Annotated in this window: 14 protein-coding genes, 1 tRNA gene and 1 pseudogene; 2 read left to right on the top strand and 14 right to left on the bottom strand. The window is 71.4% G+C overall.

Features of this window, described 5'->3' with window-relative positions:
* Positions 1-24 precede the first annotated feature (24 nt).
* From ACFYY7_RS34790 to ACFYY7_RS34775, 4 genes are all read right to left on the bottom strand, one after another.
* Positions 25-1,806, bottom strand: coding sequence for a DEAD/DEAH box helicase (locus ACFYY7_RS34790; RefSeq protein WP_376634474.1), 1,782 nt, complete (start codon positions 1,804-1,806; stop codon positions 25-27).
* Positions 1,807-1,969: 163 nt separating this feature from the next.
* Positions 1,970-2,338 carry a type II toxin-antitoxin system death-on-curing family toxin gene (locus ACFYY7_RS34785; RefSeq protein ID WP_388667812.1) on the bottom strand — a complete coding sequence of 123 codons (369 nt, stop codon included), beginning with the start codon at positions 2,336-2,338 and terminating at the stop codon, positions 1,970-1,972.
* Positions 2,338-2,535, bottom strand: coding sequence for an Arc family DNA-binding protein (locus tag ACFYY7_RS34780; RefSeq protein WP_383973851.1), 198 nt, complete (start codon positions 2,533-2,535; stop codon positions 2,338-2,340). The genes ACFYY7_RS34785 and ACFYY7_RS34780 overlap by 1 nt, the downstream gene beginning before the upstream one ends.
* 22 nt (positions 2,536-2,557) lie before the next feature.
* A complete protein-coding gene (locus tag ACFYY7_RS34775; protein WP_388667811.1) occupies positions 2,558-4,042 on the bottom strand; it encodes an MFS transporter in 1,485 nt (494 codons plus the stop codon).
* Positions 4,043-4,228: 186 nt separating this feature from the next.
* On the opposite strand from ACFYY7_RS34775, the gene ACFYY7_RS34770 reads away from it, so the two are divergent.
* Positions 4,229-4,303, top strand: a tRNA-Cys gene (locus tag ACFYY7_RS34770).
* Between the two features lie 74 nt (positions 4,304-4,377).
* On the opposite strand, the gene ACFYY7_RS34765 is transcribed toward ACFYY7_RS34770, so the two are convergent.
* Complete coding sequence (locus tag ACFYY7_RS34765; protein WP_388667810.1) at positions 4,378-4,893, bottom strand: DUF1269 domain-containing protein; 516 nt, start codon at positions 4,891-4,893, stop codon at positions 4,378-4,380.
* Positions 4,894-5,360: 467 nt separating this feature from the next.
* Here ACFYY7_RS34765 and ACFYY7_RS34760 point away from each other — a divergent pair, with 467 nt between their 5' ends.
* Entirely contained in the window at positions 5,361-9,047 is a 3,687-nt protein-coding gene (locus ACFYY7_RS34760) for a S8 family serine peptidase (protein ID WP_388667809.1), read from the top strand.
* A 485-nt stretch (positions 9,048-9,532) separates the two neighbouring features.
* Here the strand turns inward: ACFYY7_RS34760 and ACFYY7_RS34755 are convergent, their stop codons facing one another.
* The 9 genes and pseudogenes from ACFYY7_RS34755 to ACFYY7_RS34715 all read right to left on the bottom strand — a co-directional run bounded on the left by ACFYY7_RS34755 (position 9,533) and on the right by ACFYY7_RS34715 (position 19,574).
* Positions 9,533-10,135: an AAA family ATPase gene (locus ACFYY7_RS34755; RefSeq protein WP_388667888.1), complete on the bottom strand. Its 603-nt coding sequence runs from the start codon at positions 10,133-10,135 to the stop codon at positions 9,533-9,535.
* 144 nt (positions 10,136-10,279) lie between these two features.
* Positions 10,280-10,894, bottom strand: a complete 615-nt coding sequence (locus ACFYY7_RS34750; protein WP_388667808.1) for a hypothetical protein — start codon at positions 10,892-10,894, stop codon at positions 10,280-10,282.
* Between the two features lie 88 nt (positions 10,895-10,982).
* On the bottom strand, positions 10,983-11,123 hold the full coding sequence (locus ACFYY7_RS34745) for a hypothetical protein (protein WP_388667807.1): 141 nt from the start codon (positions 11,121-11,123) through the stop codon (positions 10,983-10,985).
* Positions 11,124-11,128: 5 nt separating this feature from the next.
* Positions 11,129-11,439: pseudogene (locus ACFYY7_RS34740) on the bottom strand (hypothetical protein); the annotation flags it as partial.
* 335 nt (positions 11,440-11,774) lie between these two features.
* Positions 11,775-14,126 carry a xanthine dehydrogenase family protein molybdopterin-binding subunit gene (locus ACFYY7_RS34735; protein WP_388667806.1) on the bottom strand — a complete coding sequence of 784 codons (2,352 nt, stop codon included), beginning with the start codon at positions 14,124-14,126 and terminating at the stop codon, positions 11,775-11,777.
* Complete coding sequence (locus ACFYY7_RS34730; protein WP_388667805.1) at positions 14,123-16,054, bottom strand: 2Fe-2S iron-sulfur cluster-binding protein; 1,932 nt, start codon at positions 16,052-16,054, stop codon at positions 14,123-14,125. The genes ACFYY7_RS34735 and ACFYY7_RS34730 overlap by 4 nt, the downstream gene beginning before the upstream one ends.
* The gene (locus tag ACFYY7_RS34725) at positions 16,051-16,947 is read right to left on the bottom strand and encodes an FAD binding domain-containing protein (RefSeq protein ID WP_388667804.1); all 897 of its coding nucleotides are present in this window, start codon (positions 16,945-16,947) and stop codon (positions 16,051-16,053) included. The genes ACFYY7_RS34730 and ACFYY7_RS34725 overlap by 4 nt, the downstream gene beginning before the upstream one ends.
* 334 nt (positions 16,948-17,281) lie before the next feature.
* Positions 17,282-18,967 carry a beta-N-acetylhexosaminidase gene (locus ACFYY7_RS34720; protein WP_388667887.1) on the bottom strand — a complete coding sequence of 562 codons (1,686 nt, stop codon included), beginning with the start codon at positions 18,965-18,967 and terminating at the stop codon, positions 17,282-17,284.
* Between the two features lie 22 nt (positions 18,968-18,989).
* Entirely contained in the window at positions 18,990-19,574 is a 585-nt protein-coding gene (locus ACFYY7_RS34715) for a carbohydrate ABC transporter permease (protein ID WP_388667886.1), read from the bottom strand.
* Positions 19,575-19,578: the final 4 nt, after the last annotated feature.

Raw genomic sequence — 19,578 nt, 5'->3', positions numbered from 1 at the left:
CGGCACCAGCACGCCCCCGTGGGCTCACGTCATACGGGTGGCCCACTCCTGGACCTTCTTGATCCGCTGCTGGATCTGCCCGGCCGTGGCCTCCGCGCTCGGCGGCCCGCCGCACACCCGCCGCAGCTCGGTGTGGATCACCCCGTGCGGCTTGCCGCTCTGGTGCGTGTAGGCCGAAACCATCGTGTTGAGCTGCTTGCGCAGCCCGAGCAGTTGCTTGTGCGTGACCACCGGCCGCGCCTCGGCCGGCTTCTCCAGCAGGTCGGCCTCCACGGCCGGCCGCTGACGGCTGTGCGCGATCTGCCGGGACTGCCGCTTCTGGAGCAGCAGCTGCACCTGGTCGGGCTCCAGCAGCCCCGGAATCCCCAGGTAGTCCTGCTCCTCCTCGCTGCCGGGGTGCGCCTGCATGCCGAACTCGGCACCGTCGTACAGCACCCGGTCGAAGACCGCGTCCGATTCGAGGGCCTCGAAGGGCAGCTGCTCCTCGGTCTCCTCGTCCTCCAGCTTCTCGGCGTCGGCGAGGAGCTTGTCCTCCTCCGCGAACGGGTTCTCCTCGTCGCTGCCCTTCTTGGGCTTGTCGAGGACGTGGTCCCGCTCGACCTCCATCTCGTTGGCGAAGTCGAGCAGCATCGGAATGGTCGGTACGAAGACCGAGGCGGTCTCGCCGCGCCTGCGCGAACGCACGAAACGGCCGACGGCCTGCGCGAAGAAGAGCGGCGTGGAGATGGTGGTGGCATACACGCCGACGGCCAGGCGCGGCACGTCGACACCCTCCGACACCATGCGCACCGCGACCATCCAGCGCGAGTCGTCCCCGCTGAACTGGTCGATCCTCTTCGAGGCGGCCTTCTCGTCGGAGAGGACCACGGTGGCCTTCTCACCGGTGACCCGCTTGAGGATCTTGGCGTACTCGCGTGCCGATTCCTGGTCGGTGGCGATGACCAGCCCGCCCGCGTCCGGAATGCCCTTGCGGACCTCGGTCAGCCGCTTGTCGGCGGCGCTCAGCACATTGGGGATCCACTCACCGGTGGGCGACAGGGCGGTGCGCCAGGCCTGCCCGATGGCGTCCTTGGTCATCGGCTCACCGAGCCGGGCGGCGATCTCGTCACCGGCCTTGGTGCGCCAGCGCATGTTGCCGCTGTAGCTGAGGAAGATCACGGGCCGGACGACGCCGTCGGCGAGCGCGTTGCCGTAGCCGTAGGTGTAGTCGGCCGAGGAGCGCCGGATGCCGTCGTTGCCCTCCTCGTACACGACGAAGGGGATCGGGTTGGTGTCCGACCGGAACGGCGTACCGGTGAGCGCGAGCCGCCGGGTGGCCGGGTCGAACGCCTCCTGGCACGCCTCGCCCCAGGACTTCGAGTCACCGGCGTGGTGGATCTCGTCGAGGATGACCAGGGTCTTGCGCTGCTCGCAGCGGTTGCGGTGCAGCATCGGCCGCACGCCGACGCCCGCGTAGGTGACCGCGACGCCGTCGTACTCCTTGCTGAGCGGGCCCGCGCTGTAGTCGGGGTCGAGCTTGATCCCTATCCGGGCCGCTGCCTCGGCCCACTGCTTCTTCAGGTGCTCGGTCGGCGCGACGACGGTGACCTGCTGCACCACGTGGTGGTGCAGCAGCCATGACGCGAGGGTCAGCGCGAAGGTGGTCTTCCCCGCGCCGGGGGTGGCGACCGCGAGGAAGTCGCGCGGCTGCTCCTGGATGTACTTCTCCATGGCGCCCTGCTGCCAGGCTCGCAGCTTGCCGGCCGTGCCCCAGGGGGCGCGGCCGGGGAAGGCGGGTGAGAGGTGGTGGGAGGCGGTAGTAGTCACGGTCTCCGGTTCGGGTCTCTCGGGTACGTGGGGTGCTGTCCGCACGGCCGGGACGGACCCGCACGCGATACGACAACCGGGCCACCTTACCGGGGGGCGGCGTGGAACCTCGTACGGACGAACGGTGGTTCGGCGCCGCTGAGACCCTCTTCACAGATCGGCTTCACATGGCGAATCCGGGAAGCCGTTCAGCGATCCCGGACATGGCGAGGGCGCCCTGGCACACGTCCAGCACGAACTTCTCGGCCGCATCGGCATCGAAGTCCGCGCTCAGGCGATGCCCATTGATGTGCAGGAAGACCCAGGTGCCATACCAGGCGATGCGCTTGTTCCCGTCGACGAGCGCACGATTGCGCGCGAGGGACTCCATGAATGCCGCGGCCTTCTGCCACACGTCCGGATAGGCGTCCTGGCCGAACACGCTCGCCTGCGGGCGGGCGAGTGCCGAATCGAGCAGCCCGTAGTCGCGTACCTCGGCAGTCCCGAGGCGCTCGGCAAGGTTGAGCAGCTCGGGAAGTGTCAGGTACTGCATCAGGCGAGCCTCCGGTTGAGCTCCTCACTCACCTTCAGCACGTGGTCCGCGGCCTCGTCGAAGAGGCGCGAGTGTTCGTTTATGGCGGTGATCACCGCGTCGTGGGCGAACGACTGCATACTCCGCCCCTCCGACTCGGCGCGCGCACGCAGTGCGTCCAGCTCTTCTTCGGTGAACCGCAGATTCAGACCAGCCATGCGTGGATGGTGCCACGTGGCACTAAGCCTTGGTCCGCACCCGCGCCGCCACCCACGCCCCCACCAGCGCCACCCCCGCCATCGGCAGGAAGACCGCCGCGAACGCACCCGGATGGGACCCCGCGGCCCCCGCCCCCGCCGCGTCGTGCACGGCCCCCACGGCCCCGCCGCCGAGCGCCGCGAAGGCCGCTCCGCCCGCGGCGAGCAGCAGTACGTTCGAGAGCCCGTCGGAGATCTGGAGGGCGGCCGAGTTCGCCCCCGCCTCCTCCGGCGCCGACAGCTTCAGCAGCAGCACGCTCGTCGACGCGATCACCACGCCCATCCCGAAGCACCCGAAGGCCCAGGCCACGGCCACGGTCCAGACCGGCACCGAGTCGATCAGCACGGACGGCGCGGCCGCTATCGCCGCGGCGACCAGCACCATGCCGCCCACCATCAGGCGCTCCCGGTACGGCTCCAGGCGCGGCCGGGACTGTACGTACGAACCGAGCGCCCAGGTCCCGCCACCGGCGGCGAGCGAGAACCCGGCCATCGTCGGGCTGAGGCCGCGCTGGGTCACCAGCATCAGCGGTACGAAGGACTCGGCGGCGATGAACGACCCGGCCGCCACCCCGCGCAGCAGCACCACCGAGGGCAGCCCGCGCGCGGCCCGGCCGGTCCCCGGGGGCAGCAGCCCCCGCACGGCGGGCACGAGCAGCGCGACGCCCACGGCGGCCGGGAGCAGCGCGAACCAGTTCAGCTCCTGCCCGGCGTACTGGAGCAGCGCCGCGCCCAGCGAGATCCCGAGCGCGAGCAGGATGCGCCGCCGGTCGTACGGCTCGACGGGCGCCGTGGGATCGGCCGGTCCCGAAGCCCGCCGCCGGATCGCGGGCAGCGCGAGCGCCAGCGGGAACACCACGAGGACGGGGATGCCCATGAAGACCCAGCGCCACCCCAGGTGCTCGGTCACGCTCCCGGAGACGAGCGGCCCGACGACCGACGGGATCACCCAGCTCGCGGCGAACGCGGCCAGGATCGACGGCTGCAGCCGCTTCGGGTAGGCCCGGCTGATCACCACGTACAACGCCACGATCACCAGCCCGCCGCCGAGCCCCTGGACCGCCCGCCCCGCGACGAAGATCCACATGCTCCCGGCGGTCCCGCAGAGCAGCAGCCCCGCCGCGAACGCGCTGATCCCGGTGGCGAGCGGCCCCAGCGGCCCGCGCCGGTCCGCCCACTGCCCGGAGAGCACCATGGCGAAGAGGCTGGTCGTGAAGTACGCGGAGAACGCGAACGCATAGAGCGGGATGCCGTGCAGCTCACGGGCGGCGACCGGCATCGCGGTCCCCACGGCGGTCGCCTCGAAGGCGATCAGGAAGACGACGGAGACGATGCCGACGCTGAGCGCCCGGTAGGTCCGCCCGAGCACCCCTCCGGATTCGACGGCCGACCCGGTACCGCCGGGCACCTCCACGTCGTCGGCGGTGCCGGTCTCGACACCGGCGTCTCGTGGTTCCAGGGCACTCATGAGCCCAAGAGTAAGGGGCAAGATCTCATTTGAGCCCTGTCGCGAGACGGTCCTCCGGTCCTCCGTTGGTCGTAGGACCACGGCACCGAATGTGAACGCGCCATGGCAGTCGCATTGCACCCCGCCCCGCACTCTTGAGCGGCCGGGATGCCCGGTCCTACGGTCGGATCACGACGAGGAACACACGGCCGTGTGCCCGAGTGGTTCAGGGGCTCGACTGCAACTCGAGTTACACCGGTTCGAATCCGGTCACGGCCTCCACGCGGTGAGCCCGCCCAGCACGCGCCATACGTCGCGCCGGGCGGGCAGTCGCCTTCTCTCGTACGGTCCGCAGATCAGGAGGCGGTCGTCGTCTCCGCCTTGAACCCTTCCTTCATCATTTCCCGCAGGCGTGCCTCGTCCTCGTTGCTGAGCGACGTCTGCACGAGCTGACCGCCGAACTTGACGATCTCGGGGACGACCTTGTCGCGGACGGACTTCTTGACGAGCACGAAGACGGCGGCGGCGCCGGGCCGGAGATTGGTGCTGAGTTCCTTCATGAAGTTGTCGTTGACACCGGTGTCGATGGCGGACCCTCCGGCGGCGCCGGCCGCGGCGCCCACCGCGGCACCGAGGAACGGCACAAGGAAGAGCAGCCCGATGACGCTTCCCCACAGCGCGCCGCCCGCGGCACCGGTACCCACGTGGTTGACGGCCTGATGCAGCTTGATCTTGCCGTCCTTCTCACGCCGCTCGACGACGACGACGTCCTCCAGTTCGACGAGGTGCTCGCGGTTCATGGACAGCAGCTTGTCCCGGACCCGGTCGGCGGTGGCGAGATCGTCGTAGGCGATGACGAACAGATTGCTCATGCGGCTGACTCCTCCTCGTGGTGCGTTACGGCACCAACTATACGAAGCGATTCCAAACAGGGCATTCCGCCCCCCCCTGTATCCCCTCCAGGCCCGTCGACCAGCCTCCGTCGCAGCTGCCGCCCGCACCCGCCCCAGCCCCGCAAGGACCGCGCCGACCGCCTGCTCCACGCTCTGCCCGGCCGTGTCCGGCCAGAGCCCGATCCCCGGCATCTCCTCCCGCAGCACCCGGTCCAACGCCTCGACCGTCCACCCGGCCCCGTAACCGCTCCCGGCCCCGACCCGCGCGCAGCCCGACCCGTTCGACGCCTGACCGGCATACAGCTGTCAACAGATCTGCACCACCTGGCGGTTGACTGCCAGTCACATAGCCGCCACGCGCGACAGGCTTCAACTCCCGTCCCACGGACCAGACTCATCGCGACGCCCGGAACCACCCCTTCCCCCGGGCGTCCGAGGAGTGCGTCGTGATCAGACCTTCCGCAGGAGGAAGGGCCGCCCTGCTCGCCGCAGGGCTCTCCCTGGTGCTGCTCTCGGCAGGGCAGACCGCCGCCGCGCCCGATACCGCCCCGGACACCGCGTCCGCACCGGCCACCTTCGCCGGGGCCCGGGGCGCGAGCACCACCGTCACCCTCATCACCGGTGACCGCGTCACCCTCACCGACCTCGGCGGCGGCCGGAAGACCGTCACCGTCGACCGGGCCAAGGGCGCCACCGGGGCCGTCCGCAACGAGACCGTGAACGGCAGGGTCACCGTCATACCCGACGAGGCCCGTCCCTACCTGGCGGCCGGTGTCCTCGACCGGCGGCTCTTCGACGTCACCGGCCTCGTCGAGCAGGGCATCACCGGCGATCTGCCGCTGATCGTGACGCACGGCAAGGGTGCCCGCGCCGCCGTCGCCCCGCGCGGCACCAAGAGCGTCCGGGCCCTTCCCAGCATCGGCGGCGCGGCCGTACGAGCCACCGAACCAGCAGCCTTCTGGCGCGAGTTCACCGACTCCGCCCGCCCCGGCGCCCGCTCGGCCGGTGCCATGAAGGTCTGGCTCGACGCCCGGGTCAAGGCCGCCATGGCCGACTCCAACGCCCAGATCGGCACCCCCAAGGCCTGGGAGGCCGGCCTCACCGGCAAGGGCGTCAAGGTCGCCGTGCTCGACACCGGCGCCGACCTCTCCCACCCCGACCTCGACGGACGGGTCGCCGAGAGCCGGTCCTTCATCGAGGGCCAGGAGGTCGCCGACCGCCAGGGCCACGGCACCCATGTCGTCTCCACCGTCGGCGGCAGCGGCGCGGGCTCCGAAGGCAAGGAGCAGGGCGTCGCCCCCGGCGCCACCCTCGCCGTCGGCAAGGTCCTCAACGACCAGGGCACCGGCACCGAGTCGCAGATCATCGCCGGCATGGAGTGGGCCGCGAAGGACATCGACGCGAAGATCGTCTCGATGAGCCTCGGCTCCAGCGAGGCCAGCGACGGCACCGACCCCATGGCCCAGGCGGTGAACGCCCTCTCCGCCGAGACCGGCGCCCTCTTCGTCATCGCCGCCGGCAACTACGGCGCCCCGGGCTCCATCGGCTCACCCGGCGCCGCCGACTCCGCGCTCACCGTCGGCGCCGTCGACTCCGCCGACCGCGCCGCATCCTTCACCAGCAAGGGCCCCCGCTACGGCGACCAGGCCCTCAAGCCCGACATCTCCGCCCCCGGTGTCAACATTCTCGCCGCCCGCTCCCAGCTCGTCAGCGGCAGCGGCCTCTACACCTCCAAGAGCGGCACATCAATGGCGACCCCGCATGTCGCGGGCGTCGCCGCGCTCCTCGCCGAGCGGCACCCCGACTGGACCGGCGCCCAGCTCAAGAACGCCCTCATGTCCAGCTCCAAGACACTCACCGCGTCCTCGTACGCCCTCGGCGCGGGCCGGGTCGACGTAGCTGCCGCGATCTCCGCGAACGTCACCGCCACCGGCTCCGCCGACCTGGGCTTCTACTCCTGGCCGTACGAGACGAACAAGCCCGTGACGAAGACCGTCACGTACACCAACTCCTCCGACGCGCCCGTCGAGCTGAACCTGGCCGTCGAGGGCATGCCGCAGGGCACCACCACCCTCGCCGACACCACCCTCACCGTCCCGGCCCACGGCACCGCGCAGACCACCGTCACCGGCGACGGCGCCAAGGCCCCCGTCGGCAACAGCTCCGGCCGCATCACCGCCACCTCCGGCGGCACGCCCGTCACGCACACCGCGCTCGGCCTGGTCAAGGAGGAGGAACGCTACAACCTCACCATCCATGTCAAGGACCGCGACGGCGCCCCCACCCCCGCCTGGCTCGGGGTGCAGCACCTGGTGGCGGACGAAGACCCGTTCCCGGCGTCCGTCGGTGAGTCCGGCACCGTCCAACTGCGCCTGAGGCCCGGCACGTACACCGTCGACACCTTCCTCGACGTCCGTGGCTCGCACGGCAAGGACTCCCTCGGCCTCGGCTTCCTCACCGATCCGGAGATCGTCCTGGACCGCGACCGCGAGATCACCCTCGACGGGCGCCGGCTGCGTGAGATACGCGCCGAGGTGCAGAAGCGCACCGAGACCCGGCAGCTGCTGATGGAGTTCGACCGCAAGGCCAACGGGGCCGACTTCGGCGGCGGCGTCCAGGTCCCGCCGAAGTACGACTCGGTCTTCGCCGCGCCCACCACCAAGCCCGCCACCGGCACCTTCGATTACCGGACGGTCTGGCGGCTCGGCAAGCCGTTGCTCGAGGTCGCCGCGGGCGGCGTCCGGCTCTCCGACGTCACTGCGCAGCCCGGCGCCACCTTCCTCGACGGCCGCCACCGTCTCGGCGTCGTCGACGCGGGCACCGGCACCGCCGCGGAGTACGCCGGCAAGGACGTCACCGGCAAGGCGGTCCTGGTCCGCCGCACCGAGGGCGCCGACGCCACGCAGCTCGCCCAGACCGCCCAGGACGCGGGCGCCAAGGTCCTGTTCGTCACCGACGACAAGCCCGGCCGGCTGATGGCGTGGTTCGGCACCGCCGACAGCGAGGCACGGCCGCTCGCCGTGGCCACCGTGAACGCAGCCGACGCCGCAAGGATCGCGTCCGCCGCGGCCCGCGGGAAGGCCCTCGACCTGACGGGCACCCGCTTCACCCCGTACACCTACGACCTTTCCGAGGAGCACCCCGGAGCCATCGGCACGGACCTCGTCTTCCGGCCCGGCAAGGGCGAACTCGCCACGATCCACTCGAAGTACTACATGCCGACGGCCAAGAAGGAGCTCGGCGGCGAGTTCCGCTTCGCGATCAGCGACACCTTCCGGTACGGCTTCGGCTTCAAGGAGTGGATCGCCTTCCCGAGCAAGCGCACCGAGTACGCCTCCACCGCCGCCGGCCAGCGCTGGCACGAGTCCGTCGACCTGGAGAACTCGCTCGAGGAGCGCGGCGGCACCCCGTCCTACCGGGGCGGCAGCAAGGTCGAGCTGGAGTGGTTCAAGCCGGTCTGGCACCCGTGGCTCGGCACCGGCCTCGGCTGGGGTCAGGAGCGCTCCGGCAGCGAGCTGCGCTTCAACACGCCCGGCTGGGGCGACTCCGGACCGGACCACACCGGCTTCGGCAGGGTGTACGACGACCCGACGATGAGCCAGTACACCGAGGTGTACGTCAACGGCGAGCGGGTCGACCGCAGGAAGAGTTCCGGCGCCTACGCCCGGCCGGCCCCGGCAGAGGAGGCCACCTACAAGGTCGTCACCGACACCACGCTCGACCCGGCCCGCTGGCGGCTCGCCACCAAGGGCCACTCGGAGTGGACCATCCGCTCCAAGGAGACCCCGGCCGACCGGTGGACCTACCTGCCACTGATCAACCTCGGCTTCGACCTCGACACCGACCTCGCCGGCGACGTCCGGGGCGGCAGCCGGGTGCCCGTACGGATCTACGCCGAGTACGTGAAGGGCGCGCCGGACACCGGTGTCCTCGGCGGCGGCTCCCTGGAGGTCTCCTACGACGAGGGGGCGACCTGGACGAACGTCACGCTGAGCTCGTCGCGCGGTGCCTCCTGGAACGGTGAGCTGCGCGTCCCGAGCGGCGCGAAGTTCGTCTCGCTGCGGGCGGGCGTGAGCGACGACCGGGGCGGCTCGGTGAAGCAGGAGCTCATCCGCGCGGTGGGCGTGCGCTGACCATTCCGCGCATGACGCACAGTTCGACCAGGTCCTGGGGCGCGGCCGGAGCTGTCCGGCAGCCCCCGGGACCTGGTCCGCTCGGGTGGGCAGATGGTACGCATCGTGTCCGATAGCACCCAGATCATCCTGACTGACCACCAGATCGGGTTTGCTGGACCCGTCCCGACCGCTGGCGCTGCCATTGACACCGTTGAGTGCATATCGACTCGTTGAATCGATTCCGCACGTAGTGCCGCCCACTCTGCGTCAAACGTCCCGAATTCCCCCGCATTCACATCCGAGTACCGCCGAAAGCCTCAGCCCGGTATTCAGTGTGATCGCCGACGCAACTCGCTCGACTTCCCCGTGGGAGCCGGAGTGAGGGCCTCTCCCCACAACCTCTTCGCGCATGGAGCGCAACGCTTCAAACCACCCCCTCACCGTTCCTCACACACGGCACGGCGTCCGAGCCTCACAGCCCGCAAGCTGCCCCCCGCCCCACCTCAGCCCGATGCGACGGCACCGTCCACCCGCGCCCGCCCCAGCCCCGCGAGCACCGCGTCGACCGTCTGCTCCACGGTCTGCCCGGTCGTGTCCAGCCAGAGTCCGATCCGCGGCGTCTCCTCCCGCAGCACCCGGTCCAGCGATTCGACCGTCCAGCCGGCCCCGTAACCGCTCTTGCCCCGCCCGGCCTCCCGCTCGGCAACGGCCTGCGGCTCGGGGGCGAGCACGACGACGTACAGCGGCCGTGTCCGTACGAGACCGACGTACGCGGACAACTCCTCCCCCAACACCACGTCCTGCACCACAGCACTCCAGCCCTCATCCGCGTACGCGTCGGCCGTCATCGCGGACAGCCGGTACCGGAGCCGCAGTTGAGCCGCGGCCTCCTCGTACGCCCCCGGCACCATCTCGGCCCGCCCGGACACCACCATCCGCCGGAACACGTCTCCCCGCACATGCACGGCCCGCGGCAACCGCTCGGCGAGAGCCTGCGCCACGGTGGACTTCCCGGAGGCCATCACCCCGGTGATGAGCACGACGGCGGGCCCTGGCCCGTCGCCCTGCACCGGCTCCCGTTCTCCGTCTCCGCCCGCAGCCACCATCACGTCATCGCCCGCCTTTTCTCTCGCACCTACTGCCGGAACGGCTCACTGCAGGACCAGAAGTCAGAACGCTCCCGCGGTCCGAACTCCTCCGGCGGACGTTCCGGGAAACCTCCGAGGCTCAGCCAATGCCCCGTCCCACGATCAGGATCGCGGCGTCAGCACCGGCTTCTCGGGGAGCCCGCCGTCGTTCTCGCACTCCAACTCCTTTGCCAGGAAGAGGGATGCCGCATGCAGAAGCGTCAGGCTGACCTTCCTGGGGTCCGACGCCTTCGGTCCGCGGTCCTTCGGGCGGCCGAGTTGTCCGTGTATGCGCATCGGACGCACCTTCGACCCCTTGAACTGAGAACTCACACACTCAAAGTAGAGGGCAGCGGATTCGGGAGTCGCCTCGGACTGTTTGCCCATCGTGTAGAGCCGCCCTCCCGCCGGAAGACGAAGGTCGCCCACGTCCTGCGGCGCGTACATGGAGAAGGCGATTCCTGCCCGATCCGCCCTCCCACCACCCTCCGGAGCCAGTCGGCACAGAGTGCCGCCCCCGGCCCAGCTGTGGCCGGATTCGTACCCGGCCTTGAGCGCATCGACAACGCGGTCCAACTCTTTCGGGCTGGTCCAGGCGAACGAAGACGCGCCCATGACGGACTCGACCGTTTTCGCCAGCCGGCCTTTGAACACACCGTGGCACACCTCCTCCGTCCCAACGTACTCCGGCGGCGCCTCACCCTCGCCACACCCGGTCGCCGCCACGCCGACAGCCATGACCAACCCGACAACGCACAGCGCCCGTCTCGCGCGCACCGCTCCCACAGGTCTCATCTCCGCGCTCCGCCCTGCACCATCCACCGTCTCAGTCTTCGGTCTGGGGATCGCTGCCCTGCTGGTCCTCACGTTGAATCCCCTTTCCGTACCCGGCCGTCATCGACAGCTTCAAGTCCTGGCGGAAATCGTCGTCGACAGCAGGCGCATGACGCTTCAGGAACCCTTCCATGGGCGCAGCGTCTTCAGATGGGCCTTCCAGAAGTCGTGCACCTTGAGCACCGCCGACCCGCTCGCGAAGTTGCCGTTGGTCAGCGCGATCGCCGCGTCGAACGTGGCGGGACGGCCCGGTCCCCCTCCTTCGACAACCGGATCCGCAGGTCGTAGGCGTCGTTTCCGATGGCGCCGAGGGAGTCCCGGTTGACCACCAGGTCGGGGGCGCCACCCCTGCTGCCGCCGCCCTCGGCCGGGACGCTGTTGATCTGCATGGCACTCCGTCGCGCGGCTGCCGCGTCGCGAAGCTCCGCCCATTCCTCGTCGAAAGTCACGAACTCCCCCACAGTTCCCTCCTGTCGGCCGCCATGCTCGAAGAGCGCGGCCACCGCCCCGGTCACCGTGTCGGTTTCTTCGCCACCGACACCGGGCGGGCAGGACAGTATTCGTAAACAATCCCCGAGTCGAAGCGCAATGCCCGGGTGTGGTGTGCGGATGCGTGATTGTCCGAAAATAGCCGCCCCCGGTTCCGGCGATTTCGCCTCACGAATGCGGGGGTTGGGTTCGGGAGTTCGCTCTGCCCTGGCCAGTCGGTGGCGAGCAGGTGGTGAGCACGGATGTCGCACTCCGGGTTGTGTCCGCAACCCGGAGTGCGACATCCGTGCGGGGCTCAGGAGTTGGAGGCCGCCACCGCTGCCTGGGGTCTGATGGGGAGGCGGTTTATCGGGCGGCCGGTGGCGGCGCGTACGGCTGCGGCCACTGCTGCCGGGGACGTCACCACGGGGACCGCCGAGGCGGGCTTGGCGCCGAAGGGGGCCACCACGTCTCGTTCCTCGATGAGTTTGACGATGCGGATCTCGGGGGCGTCCAGGGCGGTCGGGAGGGTGTAGCCGGTGAGGTCGGGGTGGCGGATCAGGCCGCGGGCGCTGCGGAGGTTCTCGGTGAGGGCGGCGCCGATGCCCTGGGTGATGCCGGCCTCGATGCGGGTCGCGAGCTGGGACGGGTTGAGGACCCGGCCGACGTCCTGGGCGACCGCCATCTCCACGACCCGGATGGAGCCGAGCTCGATGTCGACGTCCACCACCGCGCGGATCGCGCAGAAGGCGAGGCCGACGAAGGCGTCGCCCTGGCCGGATTCGTCGAGGGGTTCGGTCGGGTGGGGGCGGCACTGGGCGGTGGCCCAGAGTTCCTTGCCGTCCATGGCCTCGGTGACCGTCGTGGACAGCACACCGTCGTACGAGGTGATCTTGCCGTCGGCGATCTGCAGCAGCTCCGTGGACATGCCGAACTTGTGGGCCAGGGGCTGGAGGAGCTGGGTGCGGACCATCTTGGCGGCGCGTTCCACCGCCCCGGCCGAGACCCAGGTGTGGCGGCCGTGCGTCGCCGGGCCGGCCGGGGGCTGGTCGGTGTCGACGGAGGCCACGTGGACCTCTTCGATGCCCAGGGTCTCCTGGACGACCTGGCGGGCGAGGGTCGAGAAGCCCTGGCCCGTCTCGACCGCCGCGCAGATGACCGTGGCGATGCCGTCGTGGACCCTGACCGTGGCCGTGGAGACCTCGTCGGCGCCCTCCGCGCCGAGCATGTGGACCATGCCGAGCGCGTAGCCGACCCCCCGGCGCACCGCACCGGGTTCGCCCGCGCCCTCGGGGCCGCCGGGGAGCAGCCAGTCGTCCTCCGGGGCGTCCTTGGGGAGGGAGGGGAGGGGGAAGTCCTGTACGGAGGCGAGGAGTTCGGCGACGGGTGCCGGGCAGGTCACCGTCTGGCCGGTGGGCAGGATGTCGCCGGTGGACAGGGCGTTGCGCAGGCGCAGTTCGACCGGGTCGATGCCGAGCTTGGCGGCCAGCTTGTCCATCTGGCCCTCGTACGCGGCGCAGACCTGCATCGCGCCCTCGCCCCGGACGTGGCCCGACGGCGGGTTGTTCGTACGGACCGCCCAGCCCTCGATGAACGCGTGCGGGACGACGTACGGGCCGCAGGCGAACGCGACCGCGGCGGCCAGCGACTCGGACGAGGAGTCGGCGTAGGCACCCGCGTCGAGCAGGATCTGCGCCTCGACCTTCACCAGCCGGCCGTCGGCGTCCGCGTGGTGGCGGTAGCGCAGCAGCGTCGGGTGCCGGTGGGAGTGGCCGAGGAAGGACTCCTCGCGGGTGGCGGCCAGCTTCACCGGGCAGCCGGTGCGCAGGGCGAGCAGGCCGAGCGGGAGCTGGAAGCCGGGTTCCTCGCGGTCGCCGGTCGCGCCGGGAACGCCCGTGACGACGACCTTCACCCGCTCCGGTTCGAGGCCGAAGCAGGCGGCGGCGAGATCGCGGTCGGTGTGCGGGTCGGTGGAGGCGGTGTAGATCTCCACGCCGCCGTCGGGGCGGGGCACGGCGAGCCCGGCCTCGGCGCCGATGGGAGCCGGGTCCTGGCGGCCGATGCGGTACAGGCCCTCGACGACGACCTCGCCGGTGGCGTCGGGGTCTCCGTAGCGCAGCGGGATGTGGCGGATCAGGTTGCCATCAGGGTGCAGCGGTTCGGCGGCGAAGGCCTTCTCCGGGTCGGTGACCGGATCGAGGACCTCGTACTGGACGGCGATGGCCGCGGCGGCGAGCCTGGCCGTGTCGGGGTGGTCGGCGGCGACCGCGGCGATCGGCTCGCCGTGGTGGCGGACCAGGTCGGAGGCGAAGACCGGACGGTCGACGACCCGGCGTCCGTACGCGCTCTCGCCCGGGATGTCCTCGTGCGTGATGACGGCCTGTACCCCCGTCATCTCGACGGCGGCCGAGGTGTCGATGGACAGGATGCGGGCGTGCGGGTGCGGGGAGCGCAGGACGGCCGCCCAGAGCAGGCCCTCGGCCCAGAGGTCGGCGGCGTACGGGAAGGTGCCCTCGGTCTTGGCGCGCGCGTCGGCGGGCGGCAGCGAGACACCGAGACCGAGTGCGGGCGGCTCGGTGTCGGGGCCCTCGGCCGTCGGGACGGTACCCGCCGGGGTGGTGATCCGTGTGCTGGTCGCGTTGGCAGCGGTGGCTGCGTCGTTGCTCACGCCATGCCTCCGTCCTGCGGGTGCGACTGGACGCTACCGGCGCCGGGGGCCGCCTGGTGCGGGATACGGGCCTCGTCGGGCTCCGGGGACGTGGAGTCCGACGAGGCGGGGTCGGTGCCGGCCTCGCGGCCCGCGATGACCTCGTTGACGGCGTCGAGGACACCGCGGTAGCCGGAACAGCGGCAGAGGTTTCCGCAGAGCGCCTGGCGCGTCTCCAGTTCGCTGGGGGCGTGGTTGCCCTCCAGCAGGTCGTGGACGGTCATGGCCATGCCGGGGATGCAGAAGCCGCACTGGACGGCGCCGCACTTGGCGAGGGCGCGCTGGACGTCGGACGGCTCGCCGTCCACGGCGAGGCCCTCGACCGTACGGACCTCGCTGCCGGCCGCGGTGGCCGCGGGGACCAGGCAGGAGGCGACCAGCCTGCCGTCCACCTGGACGTTGCACGCGCCGCACTCGCCCTGCGAGCAGCCGTCCTTGGCGCCCGCGAGGCCGAGGCGCTCGCGCAGCACGTAGAGGAGCGACTCTCCGATCCAGGCGTCGGTGACGGGTCGGTCGGCGCCGTTCACGTGCAGGACGTAGGAGGTGGCCGGGCGGTCGTCGGGAACGCCGAGCGGGGCGGGGTCGACCGGCTGGGAGTCAACCGGCTGGGAGTCAACCGGCTGGGGATCGAGGGGCCGGGATTCCTCGGGAGGGGATTCGGGATCGGCCGCCCCGGCCTGTGCGGCCGCCGAACCCGCTGCCTGCTCCGGGTCCTCGGGCGCGGCCTCCGCCGGCTGCTCGGAGGTGACGTTGTTCGCGTCGGGTTCGGGAGTGGTGTCAGGGACTGTGTCGGGGACGGCTTCCGGAGCGGTTTCTGCGGCGGTTTCGAGGGGGGTTCCCGCGGGCTTCGCCGGCTCGGGGGCCGCATCGACGGGGTGCGGGGCGCCTCCGTCGGGTACGGGGGCGGCCTCCGTCTCCACGGGGGCAGCGGCCTCGGGGGCGCGCAGGACGTCCTCGTACGTCACGGACGACGCCTCGGCCGACGGCTGCTGCTGCTCGAACCCGGCTTCCGGCGCGTGCTCCGGCTCTATGTCCGCCAGGAGTGCCGGCTCCGCCGCGAACTCGGCCTCGGGCTCCTCGTGGACGGGCTCCGGGGCCGGCTCCTGCGTCGCCCACGGCGCGGGCGCACCGCCCGGCAGCGTGGCCGGCGGGGTCCGGTCCCCGTACCACTGGGCGGCCAGGGCCGAGGCCGCGAACTCGCCGGACTCCTCCGGGAGATCACCGTCGGCGACCGGAATCGTCCACTGACCCGTGTGCCCGGTGTGGCCCGTGTGCCCGGTGTGGCCCGTGTGTCCGGTGTGGCCCGTGTGTCCGGCGTGCCCGGTGCTGTCGCCGTGCTGACCGGTGTGGTCGACGTGATCGGCGAGCCCCGCCTGGCCGGCCTGGCCCGTGTGGACGCCGAACTCCGTGGACTCGGTGAAGTTCCACTGGCCCGTGGCCGCCGGGCTCTGCTGGTACTGCTCCTGCGCATACGGATCGTGCGGGGGCTGCGGGGCGTGGGGGACCTGAGGGGCGTGGGGAGCCTGCTGCGGGTACTCGTACTCGTAGTCGTACGGGCCCTGCTGCTGGTTGGGGTCCGGCCAGTGCACCGTCTCGGGGGCCTGCTGCTCCGCCCCCGCACCGCGCTCCTGCTGGCTCTGCGTCTGCACGACCCAGCTGCCCGTCGCCGACGGGTCGAGCCCGGCCGCGGGGGTCAGCGGAACGATCATCGGCGGTACGTAGCCGTGGCCGGGTGCGGCCAGCGGGATGTTCGCCAGGTCCTCCGGCGGCAGGTGGACGAAGGCGGTCGCCTCCGCGTCGTACTCGCCGCCCTGCGGCGTCGGCTGCCAGCCCCCGTGCTGCAGGTGCTCCTGCTGCCCGTGCTGATCGTTGCGGTCCTCGTTGCTCACGACAGTGCCCTCCCCAGCGCGCGTCGGGCCAGCGCGGCGACGGTCCGCCGCAGGTGCAGTACGGCGGGGGGCAGCGGTTGTGCCTCTCCCCCGTCGGCGGGTGGTTCCTGGTCCGGGATGCAGGCCGCGGCAACGTACTCGCCGAAGGCGGCCAGCGCGTCGGGGGCCAGGCCCCGTTCGCCGTCCCAGTCGATCAGCGAGGCGATCCAGCGTTCGGCCTCCAGCGGCCGCAGCGGCATCGGGGCGATGGCTCCGACCGCGCAGCGCACCCCGCGCCGGGCCGGGTCGAGGACGATCGCGACGGACGCGGTGGCGCGGCCGGGGCCGGTACGGCCGGTGGCCTTCAGGAAGACCTGGGGGGCGTGCAGCAGCGGCACCCGGACGAAGCCGATGAGCTCGGCGGGTTCGAGCATGTCGCGGCCGGCCAGCAGGTGCGAGACGGGGATCTCGCGCCGGGCGCCGCCCGGACCCGCGATGACCAGCTCGGCCTCCAGCGCGGCAAGCACCGGCAGGGCGTCGCCGGTCGGGGCCGCGGTGGCGATGTTGCCGCCGAGCGTTCCGGCGTTACGGATCTGGGGCGGGCCGGCGGCACGCGCCGACGCGGCCAGTGCGGGGATCAGGGCCGCGAAGTCGGGCCGTCCCATGCGTGCGTGGGAGAGGCCGGCGCCGAGCAGGGCGTGGCCGTCCTGGTAGTGCCAGCCGCGCAGCTCGCTGATCCGGCCGAGGCCGACCAGGCCCGAGGGGCGCAGCAGCCCCTTGTTGACGGCCGCCATCAGGTCCGTGCCGCCCGCCACGGGAACGGCGGCGGGCATGGCGCTGAGCGCCGCCACGGCCTCGTCGAGCGAGGCCGGCAGCGTCACGGACTGCGTCGCCTGCGGTGCGTGCGTGGTCAACCCAGCTGCCCCTTCCCGGTGTCCCGGCTGTCCGGCTGTTTCGCCGTACGGTACGTGCTCAAAGCCTGGACGTGGCAACTCTGGCACATCTTCGGATCGGACCGACGCGAGGGTCCGCGAAGGGCGTATCCATCCCCGATCAGGGGAATGTTCCCGTTTCACCCTGCTTCGGCGCAGAGTGTGAATTGCAGCTCTTCGGCATGGCTCATGACTGATTGTTCCGTTCTGGCGCTTCGTTGCCGCGTCCCGTTCCGACAGAGCGAGTTCCGGACAAAAAAGCGCGGCCGGCCCGCCCTCTCGGAGCGGGCCGGCCGGCGACCGGGTACGGCCGGGATCACACGTTCGGGGGCACCCCGTCGATGGGCCGGCCCAGCACGCCGGGGCGCTGCTGCCGGGGCAACGGGCCGCCCGGCGGCCGGTAGTCGACGCCGAGGGCGTCGAGCCGGGCGTAGTGCGTGGTCATTCGGCTCTCGAAGCCGGCGAAGTCCCGCTCGGCGGGGGCGGGCAGCGGCGACCAGGCGACCTCCGCGAACGCCGCGAGGCGCGGGAAGACCTGGTAGTCGACGCGGGCCCGGTCCTGCATCACCTCGGTCCAGACATTGGCCTGGGTGCCCAGGACGTGACGGGCCGCCTCCTCGGAGAGGCCCGCCGGTACGGGCTCGAAGCGGTAGACGTCCTCCAGGGTGCGGACGAAGCCGATGGGCATCGGCTCGTCGGGGCCGCCGTCCTGACGGTGGTCCAGGTACACGTGCTGCTCGGGGCACATGACGACGTCGTGGCCGGCCTCGGCGGCGGCGATGCCTCCGCCGTAACCCCGCCAGGACGACACGGCGGCGCCCGCCGGGAGACCGCCCTCCAGGATCTCGTCCCAGCCGATCAGCCGGCGGCCGCGCGCGGTGAGCCAGGTGTCGAAGTGCCGGATGATCCAGGACTGCAGCTCGTCCTCGTTGGCCAGCCCGAATTCCTTGATCCGGGCCTGGGCGACCGGCGAGTCCTTCCACTGCTCCTTGCGGCATTCGTCGCCGCCGATGTGGATGAACGGCGAGGTGGCGGCGGGGAAGAGGTCGAGGACCTCTTCGAGGACGCCTTCGAAGAAGCGCAGGGTGTTGTCGGTGGGGGCGAGTACGTTCGAGTTGATGCCCCAGGTGTCCCAGACGGAGAGCGCGGTGGTGTCGACGACGTCGGTGTTGCCCAGTTCGGGGTAGGCGGCGATGGCGGCCTGCGAGTGGCCGGGGATGTCGATCTCGGGGACGACCCGGATGTGCCGCTCGGCGGCGTACGCGACGATCTCGCGGATGTCGTCCTGCGTGTAGTAACCGCCGTGCGGGGTCTCGTCCCACAGCTCGGACGCCCGGTGGCCGTGCTTCGTGCGGGAGCGCCAGGAGCCGACCTCGGTGAGCCGGGGGAAGCGCTTGATCTCGATGCGCCAGCCCTGGTCGTCGGTGAGGTGGAAGTGGAAGACGTTCAGCTTGTGTGCGGCGAGGAGGTCGAGGTAGCGCAGCACGTCGTCCTTGGGCAGGAAGTGCCGTGCCACGTCGAGCATCATTCCGCGCCAGGGGAAGCGGGGGCTGTCCTCGATGTCCGCGAAGGGGATGGCGCGCCGGGTGCCGGGGGCGACGGGGGCGCGGCGGAAGGCCTCGGGGCCCAGGAGCTGACGGAGGGTCTGCGCGCCCCAGAAGACCCCGGCGGGGCTGCCGCCGGTGATCTCGACGCATGTGCCGGTCCCGGTGCTCAGCCGGTAGCCCTCCGGTTCCAGCGCCGGGTCGATGCCCAGCCGGACCGTGTTCGTGGCGTGCTCGTCGCCCTCGGCGGCCGGCCGCGGGGCGAGCGGCAGACCGAAGGCGGCGCCGAGCGTGGTGCGCAGCCAGCGTTCGGTGTTCTCCGTGCCGGGGGCCGCCGTGATGGTGGTGGACGGGTCGAACAGGAAGCCGCAGCGCCCTTCACCGCCGGCGCGCACGGGTGCCGGGGCGATGTGCGCGGGGGCCGGGACGATGTCTGCGGGCGCCGGTGCCGGGTTCATTTCGTTGTCGGTGTCCATGGCGTCAGTCCTTTACCGCTCCGCCGAGTCCCGAGACCAGGCGGCGCTGTACGAGTACGAAGAAGACCGGTACGGGAACGGTCATCACCGTCGAGGCGGCCATGATCCCTCCCCAGTCGTTCTCATCGGGTTTGAAGAAGACCAGCAGCGCCATGGGGAGCGTCGACTGGGAGGTGTCGCTGATGATGAACGACTTCGCGAACAGGAAGTCGTTCCAGGTGGAGATGAACGAGAAGACGCTGGTCGCCACCAGGCCCGGGAAGGCCAGCGGGAAGAGGATCTGCCACAGGAAGCGGGTGCGGCTCGCGCCGTCGATGTACGCGGCCTCCTCCAGGGCCTCCGGGACGGCCTTGACGAAGCCGCGCAGCATCCAGATCGCGAACGGCAGCGAGAAGGCGAGGTGCGGCAGGATCAGCGAGCCGAGCGTGTTGAGCTGGCCGAAGTCCCGCATCAGGAACGAGTCCAGGGACGGCGACAGCGTCCACGGGCGGGGGTCGGTGGACTGGATCTCGCCGGCCGGTTTGAGCGCGGAAAGCACCATCCAGCAGAGCGGGAAGGCGAAGGCGGTGACGGTCGCGTTGCCGCCCATGGCC

The sequence above is a fragment of the Streptomyces sp. NPDC001933 genome (assembly GCF_042890955.1).
In the GTDB taxonomy this organism is placed as follows: domain Bacteria; phylum Actinomycetota; class Actinomycetes; order Streptomycetales; family Streptomycetaceae; genus Streptomyces.
The sequence above is the reverse complement of the archived record's forward strand: the minus strand, read 5'-3'. Positions and strand labels throughout refer to the sequence as shown.